The organism is Lachnospira pectinoschiza (assembly GCF_900103815.1).
Classification (GTDB): Bacteria; Bacillota; Clostridia; order Lachnospirales; family Lachnospiraceae; genus Lachnospira; species Lachnospira pectinoschiza_B.
This window is the reverse complement of record NZ_FNHZ01000001.1, coordinates 199,901-215,186: the sequence shown is the minus strand read 5'-3', so window position 1 is coordinate 215,186 and position 15,286 is coordinate 199,901. Positions and strand designations below refer to the sequence as shown.

General features: G+C 34.6%; 9 protein-coding genes. All 9 read right to left on the bottom strand.

Annotated elements, in window-relative coordinates; all coding sequences use genetic code 11:
* Positions 1-9: 9 nt before the first annotated feature.
* The 9 genes from BLQ66_RS00895 to BLQ66_RS00855 all read right to left on the bottom strand — a co-directional run bounded on the left by BLQ66_RS00895 (position 10) and on the right by BLQ66_RS00855 (position 15,209).
* Positions 10-1,422, bottom strand: a complete 1,413-nt coding sequence (locus BLQ66_RS00895; protein ID WP_074520487.1) for a GntP family permease — start codon at positions 1,420-1,422, stop codon at positions 10-12.
* Positions 1,423-1,470: 48 nt separating this feature from the next.
* On the bottom strand, positions 1,471-2,400 hold the full coding sequence (garR, locus tag BLQ66_RS00890) for a 2-hydroxy-3-oxopropionate reductase (protein WP_272867053.1): 930 nt from the start codon (positions 2,398-2,400) through the stop codon (positions 1,471-1,473).
* Between the two features lie 418 nt (positions 2,401-2,818).
* Entirely contained in the window at positions 2,819-4,717 is a 1,899-nt protein-coding gene (locus BLQ66_RS00885; protein WP_074520485.1) for a PrpR N-terminal domain-containing protein, read from the bottom strand.
* Positions 4,718-4,878: 161 nt separating this feature from the next.
* Entirely contained in the window at positions 4,879-5,451 is a 573-nt protein-coding gene (locus tag BLQ66_RS00880) for a hypothetical protein (RefSeq protein ID WP_074520484.1), read from the bottom strand.
* An 87-nt stretch (positions 5,452-5,538) separates the two neighbouring features.
* A complete protein-coding gene (locus BLQ66_RS00875; RefSeq protein WP_074520483.1) occupies positions 5,539-6,153 on the bottom strand; it encodes a class D sortase in 615 nt (204 codons plus the stop codon).
* Positions 6,146-10,546, bottom strand: coding sequence for a prealbumin-like fold domain-containing protein (locus tag BLQ66_RS00870; RefSeq protein ID WP_074520482.1), 4,401 nt, complete (start codon positions 10,544-10,546; stop codon positions 6,146-6,148). Before BLQ66_RS00870 ends, BLQ66_RS00875 begins: the two co-directional genes overlap by 8 nt.
* Positions 10,547-10,822: 276 nt before the next feature.
* Positions 10,823-11,395, bottom strand: coding sequence for a hypothetical protein (locus BLQ66_RS00865; RefSeq protein ID WP_074520481.1), 573 nt, complete (start codon positions 11,393-11,395; stop codon positions 10,823-10,825).
* Positions 11,396-11,482: 87 nt separating this feature from the next.
* A complete protein-coding gene (locus BLQ66_RS00860; RefSeq protein WP_074520480.1) occupies positions 11,483-13,699 on the bottom strand; it encodes a glycoside hydrolase family 2 protein in 2,217 nt (738 codons plus the stop codon).
* On the bottom strand, positions 13,692-15,209 hold the full coding sequence (locus BLQ66_RS00855; RefSeq protein WP_074520479.1) for an MFS transporter: 1,518 nt from the start codon (positions 15,207-15,209) through the stop codon (positions 13,692-13,694). Before BLQ66_RS00855 ends, BLQ66_RS00860 begins: the two co-directional genes overlap by 8 nt.
* Positions 15,210-15,286: the final 77 nt, after the last annotated feature.

The following is a 15,286-nucleotide window of genomic DNA, read 5'->3' as shown; positions in this document are numbered from 1 at the left end:
ATAAAACATCTATTTCATAAATATACCAAGTATTAATAATTCAATAACACCGGCTGCTGCCATAATCAAGGACACGGCTGTTTTACATCTAACCTGATCCTTAATGTCATCAACTCCAAACATTCCATTCCATACCCAGAAACCACTATCATTAAAATATGAGAAGGAAATAGCTCCAACACAACATGATAAAGACATTAATAATGGGCTAACTGCAATGACTCCAACAAGTGGTGCTGAAAGTGATGCGGCTGTTGTAATAGCAACTGTTGCAGAACCTAATGCGATTCTCATTAAAGCTGCAATAATGAATGGAATAAGAATTACTGGAATTGGCCAAGCAAGTACTAAATTACCTAAAGCATCACCAATACCTGAAACCTTAATTACATTACCTAAAGATCCACCTGCACCTGTAATAAGCATGATAATACCTGTGCTCTTAATGGCATCATCCATAATGTTAAGTGTTTTTTTCTTATCTGCATGGCCCATAAGACCATAAATAGCAATTATTGTACCAACTGCTAAAGCGACTACTGGATCGCCAATAAATTCAAGAATCTGATTATCAAAACCAATTAATCCAAGAACAGTGTTTACTAAAATTAAAATTAAAGGAACAACAATTGGAGCAATTGAAATAAAAAGACCTGGAAGCTCTTTTTGAGCAATCATATTGTCTAATTCTTCCATAGACTTAATATATTCCTGTTTGAATTCCTTACGATCATATCCACCTTCATCATTAGGTACCTGATAAATCTTCTTACCAATGAATTTACAATATAAAACTGCAACAATAAGCATTGGAATTGAAATAAGTGCACCCAGGATAATCATCTGACCCACATCAACATGAAGCATACTTGCTGCTGTTGTAGGACCTGGTGTAGGTGGTACAAGACAGTGTGTAAGCTGTAAACCTGCTGCCATAGCAAGACCTAAGCCTACAATTGACTTACCTGTAACCTTAGAAATTGCCTTACAAAGTGGAGCAAAAATTACAACTGCAGAGTCAGCAAATACTGGTATAGATATAAACCAACCTGTGATTGCTAATGCCCACTCCTCTTTTTTCTTTCCTACTGCTTTAATGAAAGAATAGGCCATTCTTTCAGCAGCGCCTGATTTTTCAAGAATACCACCCATCATTACGCCTAAACCAATAATAATACCGGTACTCTTTAGTGTATTACCAAAACCATTTTTAATAGCAGTCATTAAACCTACTGTAGTCTGCTTAGTTCCATCATCTAATGTTTTGACAACATCTGCTAGTGGCATTCCACCAATAATACCTGTAACTACACAGGCAACAATTAAAGCAATAAATGTATGTATCTTAGTCTTAGATACTAAATAGATCATAACTATAATACCTATAGCTAAACCTAGTAACATTCTAGTCGATTCACTCATAAGAAAAATTTCCCCCAATACATCATAAAAAAAACTTATTAGAAACAATTACTTACGTTCTACTGATGTACTAGAAATCTTCTCATAGTAACGAACGATTGCACTATGATCTTCCTTTTCGCAACCATCATTCTTTAAGCCCTGCATGATTTCCATTACCTGTGATGTAAGTGGAAGAGCTGTGCTTGTTGCATGAGCTGCGTTAATAGCATTTGCTAAATCCTTAATATGAAGTTCAATTCTGAAACCTGGCTTGAAGTCATGAGCCATCATCATTGGAGCCTTAGCATCAAGTACTGTTGATCCAGCAAGACCACCTCTAATAGCCTGGTATACAAGTTCAGGATCTGCACCGTTCTTAACAGCAAGTGTTAAAGCTTCTGATACAGCTGCAATGTTAAGAGCAACGATAACCTGGTTAGCAAGCTTAGCAACGTTACCAGAACCAAGAGGTCCAACGTATACTACAGAACCAGCCATAGCCATTAATAAATCATAGTACTTATCGAAGCTTTCCTTGTTACCACCAACCATAACTGAGATAGTTCCGTCGATAGCCTTTGGTTCGCCACCACTTACAGGAGCATCCATTAATTCAATACCCTTCTTAGCAAGTTCAGCACCAATCTTCTTGCTTTCTACAGGATCAATTGAGCTCATATCAATAACGATTGTGCCTTCCTTAGCACCATCAATAACACCGTTTTCACCAAGACATACTTCTCTAACGTGTGGTGAGTTTGGAAGCATTGTAATAATAACGTCACACTGGCTAGCAACTTCCTTAGCGTTTGCTGCTGCTGTAGCACCAAGAGCTACTAATTCATCCATAGCTTCCTGACCCTTATTATTTACTACTAATTCATATCCAGCCTTTAATAAGTTCTTACTCATTGGCTTACCCATAATTCCTAATCCAATAAAACCGATTTTCATCTTCAAAATCCTCCTTAATTTCTCTTTAAAATTTTTCTTTATTATTTGGTAGTATGAAATTTAAATTTCATCAACTGACTTTATTCTAATTAGAAATAGCTTTTGATACTATTGACCAAAAGCCCAATGAAGATTTGTTAATTTTGTAACAGATTTACTAATTTTCAAAACTGAAATTTCATTATTGCAATCTCATTCATATTTTTTCATTTTAAAAGGCTTGTATACTATATATTTTATCTTTAAATTGTTTTTGAAATCATTTGAAAAAAAACGAAATATTAGCTGGAATGCTTTTATTCATTTTTGTAAATTTAGATAAATTACACAAAAAATAAGACTGGTTTTTGCATAAAATTACTGTAGAATATTTTTAATATAAAAAAAGCAGTAGCATTATAACTTTTGTTTTAGCTATACATAAATAGCTTTCAAAAGGTTAATACTACTGACTTTTTTCTTATTCTATAGCGTATTTTTTCAGCTTTCTCCAAAGAGTTGTGGTACTTATGCCAAGCTCTGCTGCAATCTTTTTACGATTGCCATTATATTTCATCATTAAATCTTCTAAATGCTTAGCCTCATGTTCTTTATAAACCACAAGAATGTTTTCATCATCATGTTTTAATATATCTGGATATAATTCCTGATATGTTTTAGTTATAGATCTATCATCTACTATTCTCTTATTAGTAACAATTACTAGCTTTTCTGCAAATGTGCGAAGTTGAATTAAGTTACCTGGCCATTCTAACTTCTTTAACCTAATCTTGGCATCTATTGATATCTTAACGAACTTGCTATATTTTCTTGAGAACTCTTTTATATAGCTATCAAAAAATTCCTCTAAGTCCTTAGGTCTTTCCTCTAAACTAGGTATGTTAAGTGTTAATCCGTGTAAATAGTAGAAAAGTTCCTTATTAAAGCAGCCCCTTTCAACACATTTTAAAAGCTGTTCTCTAGAAAGAGCTATGATTCTTACATCATACTCATCCATGGAAAGCATGTCTGTACTTAAGGTCTTTCTAAACATAAGAGTTCTAAGTAGCTGACTTTGTGCTAGTTTAGATAACTTGTCTATATTTCTTATAAATAAAGTACCATGGCTTGCTTTAGCTAGGGCTGACTCTGTTCTTTTAGTTATATCCCCTCCGTTTAAATCTCCAAAAAGGACCTCAACTTGTTGCTCATCTGTTAAGCCTTCCACATCAATACTTACAAAGCTTCCTGCCTTTCTATCACTATTATTATGAATGGCTTCTGCAAAACTCTCTGCCTGATTACCAACTTCTGAATAAATTAAAATGGGATTTGATGATAGGGCATAAACTTTAGCAATTCTAATCTGTTCTTTCATTCCTTCATCATTAGTTATAATATCCTTAAAAGTCCTTTGAGCTATAAATCCATTCTTCATTAACTCAAGATGTTTGTTAGCATCGCCCTTAGAATTCCTTTCTAGTTTTTGTAGAGAAATAATTGCCCCTGTGATTTTCTCATCATATTGTATAGGCGCAATTAATATTATCCATGACTGATTCTTTATATTAACTGATGTTGTATAGCTTTCACGCTCCCCTGTTAATACCTTATCTACTGATGTCTTCTCTATATCAGGAAAAGTTTCAAAAAGCTCTTGGCCAACTGCATCCTCAATTCCTGTCTTTATAAGTGTTTGTGCCCTTTCATTTATAGCTATTATCTTATGATTCTTATTTATCTTAATAATTCCACTAAAAGAATGATCTATTACTGTTGTAAACTGAGCAACATTTTGTTTTTCAATTTCAATAGCCTTAGATATTCTTCTAGCTTCTTCAATTGCTGTGTAAATTGACTCATAAGTAGTTTTATAAAGTAGTGTAAGTAGGCCCATTTTCTGAGCTTCTTCACATATTACCTTACCACCTATAATTAAGTCTACATTATACTTAGCAAGTTCCTTTAATGCTAAAGTACATTCTTCAATCTGAGTTATTGTTTCAACATGAAACTCCACATCAAAAAGCTCAGCCATCATATCAAGATTACCTAGTGTATTAGGAAAGGCAATAAAACCAATGCAAGGCTTTTTATCCTTAATCATAGTCTTAGCCTTCTTAACTAAAATACCAACTTCCTGGGCCTGAAACTTCACAGCTACTGTAGGTATATTAGTGTACTTATCTATTAGCAAATGTTGATATCCCCTGGCAACTATTATATCTGCACCTTCATTAATAGCCTTTCTTGCTTCGCTAATAGCATTCACTGTTTGTATGGCCTTTTTATAAATTATATCCTCTTGAACCTCTGCATCCATTTCAGACACAATATCAAGCATTTCCTCTTCTGGAAATAATACTGCAATATTTGACATAAACCCCTGACTCCATTTCATTATATTTCATACAATTTCACATTAGCATTTCATATTTTTTATGTCAAGGGGATGTGTCAAATTTATAACAATCTTTTTTCTTATAAAAAAGCAGCTAACTGACACTACAATTAGCTGCTCTTAATATATTAATCTATATCTTACTTTCTCTTAATTGTGTAGTGATAGATATCCTCCATCTCTACCATGAATCCTGTATTTTCAAGCATTCCATCCATTATAGATTTACGAAGAAGATAATAATAAGCTCCATCAATATCGCTCCAATACTGGGCATGAATATCCTGATTCATTTCCCAGCTAAGGCTATCCTCTTCTTCACTAGTCACCATATTTACGTGATCACAAGGCATGCCATTAACAAAGAAACCCTCAAAGGCCTTAAAGATTCCTGCTAGTTCTAAATCTGATGAAAGGGCATTGGCCTTACCAAATTCGTAGGCCATCTCCTTTAAATCATCGATATTGTCAGCAATATTAGAAATTAAACTAGCATATCTGTTTTCGGCATCTGCAATTTCTGCCTGTAGCCAACCATGAATGTTACTTTCATCAATAACTGATTCAAGGGCTGGCAATTCTTTAGTGTAGGCGCTTGCATTTTCAATCCAATTCTTTGCCTCGGCTGTAGTTGCCATAAGCTTTGTCAATTCTTCCTGCTTGCCAATTTTATTGTATAGCCAAAAATGTATAGGTCCTAAAAATGTACTCATATCTTTTCTCTCTTTCCTATTTTTGACCATTCTAACAAAAAAGGCCGGGAATTATGTGGTCTAAGCCACATTTTCTTTCTATAATGCTTAATTATTAACCCTAGTTGCTATAATAACTAATCTATGAGTTGCGATATAAATTGGTGTACAAGTATAAAGCGTTAAAGTTTCCTCATCCCCGATATTCTCAAGAATATAGGTATCCGTCGGCTCAACTACCTTAATTTCGGTAACTTCATAGCAATACTCCTCTGTCATAGTTTCTAGATAAAGTTCATCGCCTATTTGCACCTCATTAAGCCTGTTAAAATATTTTCCAAAGCTATAATTTCTGTGACCTGCAATCACGCAGTTACCCTGTTCTCCAGCATAAGCTGTTGAAGGATCATGGCCTAGAGAATCAGATAAAACATTTGATTCCACGCCCTCCTTTACTGGATTCTTTGAATCGATGGAAGGGATTTTTAAAATGTATAGCAATTCGCCTTCTTCATAGTCCTTGCTCTCTTCCTTTTCTTTGTAGGCTTCCTGCAAGTCACTATCATTTTCAATTTCCTCTTTAGTCTCTCTAAACTCCTTTAAGGTCTTAGCCGCCTCCCTGTACTGCCTTACGTTAAGTAAGACTGAAGCTAGGAAAAGGGCTAGACCTATAAAAACCAAGATTAAACCTAGGATTTTAAAAATAACATTTTTCTTAGTCATTATTATCTTCCTTTTTCTTAAATACCAAGGCAAGGCCTGTAAGCACGAGGCCGAGTGAAACTAGATAAGACCATGCTGTACCAATAAATCCACCTGTCTGCTTAAGTCTGTCTGCTTTTTGAGCGTCTACTTTGTTAGTGTCTGTCTCGTCTGCCCCAAGCTCTCCTAAGGCACCAAGATATGCATCCTCAGACTTAGCTACTTCTAGATTCATTATATCAAATTGATAGCTGTGAGTCTCGCCAATTCCATTATCATCGTAATCTCCTGCAACTTCAGCTTTCTTTAAAACTACAAGACTCTGAAGATTTTCTAATGTTGAAGTCACATAAGAATTTGTTGCTGCTGAATAAAGAAGTAATGTGTCTACAATATTTCCCTCTTCATCCACAGAGCCCATGATTTTAAAGCTAATTGCAGGAATTGCTTCGTAACCATCAATTGTATTTTGAGCTAATAAAATGTATTCATCCTGATAATTTAATGCGTAGCTGTATTCAAGATTTTCTTCATCTGCTGCCACCGCCTCAACTGTTATTAACTCTGATGTTTGACTATCTAAATCACCATCTGCATATGTCTTTACTACAAAGCTTAGGGCTGAAAATGTATCATCAGATAGCCCTAGTGTGCTTGGGCTTAGTGTAAAACTTGCTGTTTCGCTAGTGTTGTGCTTATCAATCATAGAGATTGTAAGACTTGTGCTTGAAGTTTCGTCAGAGTCTGAACTAGTCGATGCAGTTGTTTCCACAAGTGTGTTGTTGTCCTCTTCATCAGCCACATAAAGCTTTAAATCTGAATCAATCTTAAACTTTATTGTGTTGGCAACTTCAAAGCCTACTGGTGCACTTTCTTCAATTAAGTAGTACTCGCCTTCTGCAAGAGAAGTCTTATGAGCTGCGCCATTAGTTGTCCATCTTTCTACTAAGCTATCCTCTGTTAATTCAGAAGCAGTTGAGATTGCAAGAGTTGCGCCCTCAATTTCTGTTTCCTGACTATCTGAAAGCTTACTTACGCTAAAGGATAATCTATCCTTTGCCACGTTTACCATGTTGATGGCGTCTACATTTACATAAGAACCATCCACGAGCTGTGTAAGTTTAAGTTCGCCTGTTGTAGCATTCTGAACAAGCTTAAAGCTAATAGCCTCGCCTGATGTGTAGTCTGAAGGAGCTGTAGCTGTTAAACAATACTCGCTATCTAAGTAAATCGTTGCTTCATAAGCATTAGCATCTGTTGAATTCCAACTAGCAACCTCACTTCCGTCTTTAGTTAAAACTAAACTTGTAGCATCAAGCAAATCGCCATCTTCTGTATTTGCTCTATTGTAGATTTTAATAGTTGTTGAAAGCTTCTCATGTGTAAAGGTAAGGGTCTGGGCATTGGACTTACCAAGACCAACAGCCTCTGTTTCCTGACTTTCAACCTCCTTATATGTATCTGGTGTTTCAAGCTCTTCTACAATATAAGTCTTACCTTCAGTAAGCTTTGTAGAAATCGCTGTTGCCACACCATCTGTCTTAGTTGTAAGCACTAAAACTTCCTCGTTAGTATCAGGGTCGATTACTGCAAAGCTAACGCCTGAAAGAGCGTTACCCTTTGAATCAACTGCCTCAATGTAGAGGTAAGCAGCGCTTGTAAATTCTGCACCTGCCTTAAAGGATGTCTTTAAATTTTGGCTTGAACTTGCAAATGAAGATGAATCCTTATAGACAATGCTTATATTATTAGAACAATCTGCAAGGGTTACATCTACTAACTGTGCGCTATATGTAAGCTTGTAAACATAGTTAGTTTCTGGAAGTGTAACATCCATTACTGTCTTGTTCTCGCTATTAATTTCTACAGAAACTGTGTATTCAGATGAATCCACTAAAGTCTCTGCTGTAATATTTCCATCATCATCAGTATCGCACTGGTAAAGGGCGATGGATAACTGATCAAGTTCCATTGAGCTACCAAGTGTATCTCTTACTGTGAAATTGTTTGTTAAATCAAGTCTTGCTCTATTAATGTAAACTGTGTAATCAGCCTGACCTGTACTACTATCTGCCTGGCCTTCCTTCTTAATAATAGAGTTTGTAATTGTAATCTTTTCTGATGTCACCTCAACTGCATTTAAATCAGTAAGCTTTGTAATGTCATCAGTTGTAAGCTTTGCAGTATTGCAAATGCTAAAAGTTCCATTATTAATAGTCTCGTAATTATCACTATTTACCTTGGCCTTAAAGCTAATAGTCTTAATGCTTGAATCTCCCTCATCCTTTGAGATATCTCCAAGGGAAACTACTAGATTTCCCTCATCATTAAGGCTATGCTCTGTTTCTGTGCCATTTACATAAACTGTGTCATCTACGATTTCAAAGCTGTAATCGTCATAGTTTAAACTATCTACAACTACTGCATTTTCCATATCCATCTTATTAGTGTCCACAGTTACTGTCACGTCTACTGTGTGGTCGTTGTAGCTGTAGTTATCTATACTTGTCTTTAATACGTTACTTGTATAGCTAATCTTTGCAGTACTTGCCTGAGCCGATGCATTTTCAGCAATATCAAGGGATACTGTGTTTGAAAATGTAGTGCTTGTGTTATTTGTCCATGTGCTAGCAGCATCATCTGTTAATACAGTTTTAAGTGTGAAAACTGCTTCATAGCCCTTACTGCTATCCTCTGAATCTACTAAACTGCCAAGATTTATTAAAATGTTATTATTATCGCTTAAATCCTCTGTTGGAGTAGGAGTTACAGATAATGTAGAGACTGTCTCCCCATCACTATTTATAAGACTTACCTCGCTTATAGAAGAATCCACGTATGTCTGTTCACTTGGAATTAAATCAGTAATCTTAACCTCAGTAACTGGCTGATAACCCTGATTTACTAAGACCTTCCATGTAAGTTCATGAGTTGATGGATCGTAGCTTACGCCTCTAATCTCAATACCTGAACTTAAGTTAACAGAAGCTTCCTTTGTTACGCTAGGGCCCTTAAACTCTGAAGTGCCGTTGCCATCAAAATCGTATTCGTAAGTTACCCAAGCATCATTTTTAGGATTAGAACTATGATTCTGCTTTAAATAGTCAGCATAGTTAGTAATCTGTGTTGAATAGCTTATTACGATTGTTGTGTCTCCTGTCATGTTGCCAAGAAGAGCAGACCATGTATATTCACTTGAATTTGTCTCATTTAAACTTGCACTAAGACTTGATGTTGTTGTTTCCCCTGTTGAATTGTTTGTTGTTTCAACATTTACAACACCGTCTACTAGTGTCATATTTGCCCCGTCACCTGCAAATAAATCGTATAGTGTTACATTTTGTAACGAATAACCATTGTTGTTAACAGTAATCTTCCAGTTAATAATTCCATCTGTAGTTACACTTCCTGTAACTTCCTTATTAAGCCACTGCTTAACGGACTTTGTAAGTGTCTCTGTGTCAGAAACTGGCTCGCTATAAATGTAAGAATTATCGCTGTTATCAATTAAGTTGGCAGTATCTGTTAAAGCTACTTCCATCTCTGTTACATTGTTTGTAATGTCTGATTCTTTTAATGAAAATGCAGTCGTTGTATCATAAGTAATTTGTGTAACTGCTTTTGAATCTGTAGTAGGGCTATCAATTGAGAATGTTAATGTTTTGCTAGACTCGTCATATGTTGCTGTTTGACTCTCTTGATTTATTTTAAAACTGTCTGAAACGTAAGATTCATCGTCTGAAAGGTCTATTGATATTGTGTAACCATTTTCATATTCAGTAGGTGTCTCGGCATTAGTAATATCTACTTCCCAAGAAACCGTTGTGTCATCTTTTTTTGTAGCTTCGATAGATAAACTAGGAGGTGTTGTTACATATTCTTTAATAGTAAAGGTGTAAACGCTTCCGTCTGGAAATGTTATCTCTCTTCTCTCTGTTGTTAATGTCTCATTTAGGGCTAAAATAATGTCGAAATAAGCATTACTTAGAGTTCCTGCCTGGTCTGAGGTTAAAGTAAACTCTACAGTAGCTAAATCCTTATCTGTGTCAGGTGTAATAACTACTTCACCAAATTCAATAGTGTTTGTAGTGTCATAAACCTTTATAGTTTGTGCGGATAAATTAAACTGTGAAATTCCAGTTATACTTGGAAGTTCCAAAGTCTCTCCCTGCTGTATTGCTCCATCGTCTGTGGTATTAATTGCCACATCCTTAAATTTATAGCTAGCTTTAAACTGAGTTGACTTAGAAATAGTTCCACCAGCTAAAGCCTCATCTGTTTCTGCATTAGTAACTGTTACGGTTACTAAATCACTTGAATTTGAACTAGTATCAGCAAAGGCAATTAAATCCTGACTTAGGGTGCTAAAGATAAGTAAAAATGCCATCACACCCGCCAAAATCTTTCTCTTCATTGTATACTCCTTATTTAGTTTTTATATTTCCCATTTTTTGTCAGCTTTAGTATGATAACATGATGAAATCCAAGCAACAAGTTAATTTTTTGTAAACTGATAAAAGTATTTATATGAAATATATCGGAGTATTAATTTAGATATTTATATACTTTACTATTTTTATAGAAACTAAGTTTTTCTTATGACTATAAAAAAAGGACATAACAAAATTTGTTATGTCCTAAATTACTATTAAAAAATGTCTCTTTTTTACAAAAGTAAATAAGTCTTATCTTACTTTCTCTTAATTGTGTAGTGATAGATATCCTCCATCTCTACCATGAATCCTGTATTTTCAAGCATTCCATCCATTATAGATTTACGAAGAAGATAATAATAAGCTCCATCAATATCGTTCCAATACTGCTCATGAATATCCTGATTCATTTTCCAGCTAAGGCTATCCTCTTCTTCACTAGTAACCATATTTACGTGATCACAAGGCATGCCATTAACAAAGAAATCCTCAAAGGCCTTAAAGATTCCTGCTAGTTCTAAATCTGATGAAATGGCATTAGCCTTACCAAATTCATAGGCCATCTCCTTTAAATCATCAATATTATCTGCAATATTAGAAATTAAGCTAGCATATCTACTTTCAGCATCAGCAATTGCTGCCTGTAACCAGCCATGAATGTTACTTTCATCAATAACTGATTCAAGGGCAGGCAATTCCTTTGTGTAGGCGCTGGCATTTTCAATCCAATTCTTTGCCTCGGCTGTAGTTGCCATAAGCTTTGTCAATTCTTCCTGCTTGCCAATTTTATTGTATAGCCAAAAATGTATAGGTCCTAAAAATGTACTCATATCTTTTCTCTCTTTCCTATTTTTGACCATTCTAACAAAAAAGGGCAGGGAATTATGTGGTCTAAGCCACATTTCCCTACCTTTAGTTTAATATTCAGCTTTTATTCTATTTAATTCGCCATTAAATTTATTTATATCTAAATTCTTTGGCTTAGCCCTATTAATCACACTTTGAAGCGCAAGGCCCCTAGGGAAGTCTTCATTTGTAGTAATCATATTTAGAATATCTGGAATATAGTTATTTAAAATGTCTTTCGTCTCTCCATTATCTATTAAATCGCCCACGCAATCCTTAATAGAATAGTAGCCTTCTTTAATTAAGTCGTCCTCTATGAACCAGTTTTTAACGCTAGTTCCAGCCTCATTGTCTTCAAGTCTATAGGATTTTTCTTCCTTTTCAACCTTAATAAACTTAGCTGAATCTACGTAATTTCCTGATACAACCTTAATAAAACTCTCTTTATTCTCAAGTCTGATTTTTTCAAAAATGATTGTTCCATTACCATTATTATTGGCACTAGAAATCTCCTTATCATTTAAGATAAGATAGGCACTATCAAGGTTTGTATAAACCTTAATATCAATATATTCCTCCGCTCTTTTCTCAAATCTCTTCTGGCAAATGTGTAAAAATTTCTCCTCACTCCACTTAGCCTTATAATAATAAAAAGCGTCTTTCTTTATATCTCTATTAAAGCTTACAAGTCCCTTCGCATTGATTTTTTCAAGGCCTGCTTCTTTTCTAATAGCACTTGAGAAATCAAACATATTCCAAACATAGCTACCCCAAAGGTATGGCTTTGTCTCAAAAATTCTATAAACATTTTCATGATACAAAGCCTGATACTCTTCGGAATAATCTTTTACCACAGGATTGCTTGAATGAAGGGATACATTTGCATCCACACCATACTCACTAACTCCTATTGGTAACTGGGGACATTCAGCATGAAACTTGTCAAGAAATCTATCGTAATCATGCATTTTACCATAATACCAGCCAAAATAAACATTATAGCCAATCATATCTGTTGTTTGGTTAAGTTTACTCTTAAATTTAACTGTATAGAGATTAGCTGCGGTAACAAGTCTTGAACTATCCAAGTCCTTTACCAGTTTTCGGCTTTTTAACAAATCCTCATACATGAAGTCTTTGTCATTAAACATTCCTATTTCATTTTGAATGCCCCAACAATATATAGATGGATGATGAATATTTTGTAAAATTAACTCTTTTAATTGCTCTTTGGCATTGTCAAGAAGATTCTTATTATCTGTCATCTTAAGCATTGGAATCTCTGCCCAGACTAGATAACCTCTCTCATCTGCACAATCATATGTATAGCTGCTATGCTGATAATGGGATAATCGAATAGAATTTGCACCTATTTCGTCTATCAAGTCAAAATCTCTTTTTATATCATCATCACTAACGGCACTGTATTTGTCCCCTACATCCTGATGCTTTGAAACGCCCTTAATTCTAAAGGCTTTATCGTTAAGAAATAGACCTTTATTAGCATCAATGCCAATTTTTCTAAAACCAGTTCTTATAACTAATTTATCTATTTCCTTATCAGCTCTTAAAATTGATGTTTCAACTGTATAAAGATTAGCCTCTCCTTTAGCATTCCAAAGCTTAGGATTATCTATCTTTAAAGATAAGGATGTCTCATTATTACTAAAAGCTATTGCAACGTTTTCACCGCTGGAATCTTTTAATTCTGCTAAAAATGTATCTCCAATTTCAGTTTTAGCGTGAATTTCTAAATCTACCTGTCCTGATTTACCATCTGTAGAAGTCCTAACTATAACTCCATCTGTACCATAGTAAGTTGGATCAAAGTAAGACTCATTTTCTGTATAAAGGATGTTAACACCGCGATTTAAACCTCCAAATACAGTAAAATCTCCAGTAAGTGGTGAAATCTCACTATCCAATTTATTAGTTACATAGATTTTTAAGTCAACTTCCTTTTTATCTTTATATAAACTAGCTGGAATCTCGCATCTAAATCTGCTATATCCGCCCTTATGCTCCATGATTTTTACATCATCAGCAAACACTAGGGCATGTTGATCCGCAGCTAGAATATCTAAAAATAAGTGTCTCCATTTAGAATCTACCATCAACTTTTTTGAATATCTTGCTAACCCTCTATAATACTCATCCTTTTTATAAAATGTGTGTGGCAGATTTACATTTTCTTTAAAACTAACAATTTCATTACCATCTATTAATTCTAGGGGCTTATCTTCTAACTTCTCAAAAAGCCATCCTTCATTAAAAGAAATTTTATTCATTAGCTTTCCTCATTTCGTAGATTTTTTCCTTAACTTCCTTCATCTTTTCAGGAGTTAAATCATAATATTTCATGGCAATAATATTAAATACTGCACCAAGTAACTCTAAACCATAGTAGAATACAATAGCCATAACTAAAAGTTTTGTGCTATATGGTGTATTTAAATCAGGGAATACATCCTTAAAGCCAATAATTGCAAAACCAATACCTACAAATGTAGGGCCAAAAGAAGATAATAACTTATCCATAAATGAGAATACTGTTGCAATCATACCAGCCTTGTACTTTCCTGAACGAACTGCTTCGTAATCGTTAACATCAGCAATCATTGGATTAATAATTGAGCTAATAATCATCTGGAATCCACCACCAATAACAGTCACTATAAATAGACAAACTGTAAAGATTGTAAAGCCGCTAAATTCCTGACCGTAGCCATTTAGATAACCTGGTAGAGATAATGTTTTTGGATCCATAAAAATCCAAATTAAAATAGCAACAGTGTCAAGGATAACAACACCCCAAGAGCCCACCTGCATAGCCTTCTTTAAACCAAGCTTTGTACCAATTGCGCCAATACCTAAGGTCATCATTACAAGACCTACAATAGTTGTATAAAGTGTCCAACCACCTGATAAATTGTAGTTACCAACAACAATTCCATATAAAACTAATGTAATAGCACTTGTCTTACATGTATTTGAAAACTGATCAGTAGCTCTTGCTACAATCATCATCTGAAGTGGTTTATTGTGCTTTAAAATGTCAAAATACTCTCTAAACTTAACGCTATCTTCCTTGTTTTTCTTAATTGTAGAAAACTCAGGAATATCCTTAGGTAAAACACAAATATAAGAAATAACAATACCAATTACCGCTAAGATTGCTACAATGCCCCAATATTCATGGAAGAATGCAGCACTACGGATTGAACCATACTTAATAGCAAGAGAAGCTGTTACCATCTGCATAACCGCTCTCATAACTCTAACGAAGATTGTACCTGTGATTGATAAAATGTTTCTCTGTGCAGGGTCATTTGTAAGACAAACATAACCTACGTGATTTGAGATATTTAAAAATGTATAGCCTATATAATAAATTGCTGTAAAGAAAATGAAAAATATAGGTCTTATAATTCCTTCCGGTAATCTATCAGTTACATTAAACATAAGGTAACTGTTAATTAAAAGTAAACTACCACCTGCAATCAAACATAGTCTTGTTTTACCTATGTGATCATTTCCACTAAACTTATCAACAAAGAAGCCAACAATTGGATCAGTTATACCATCCCAAAGTCTTGTTATTGTTGAAAAACTAGATGCAATAATTACTGCCATTCCAACATATCCATTAAGATAAAACGACATAATCATTGTCAAACCCATAAAAAGATTACCGGCCATATTAGCACCTGAAAAACCAATAATTCTCCATAATGGCGCGTAATGTATTCCGCCCTCTTTCATGTATCTTTTTATTCTTGCCTCTCTTTTTGCGTCCATAAAAAACCTCCAATAGAATCTTTATTACGTAAAATAAATTATCACTTAAGCAAAAATAATAATAGAATTATCTTATC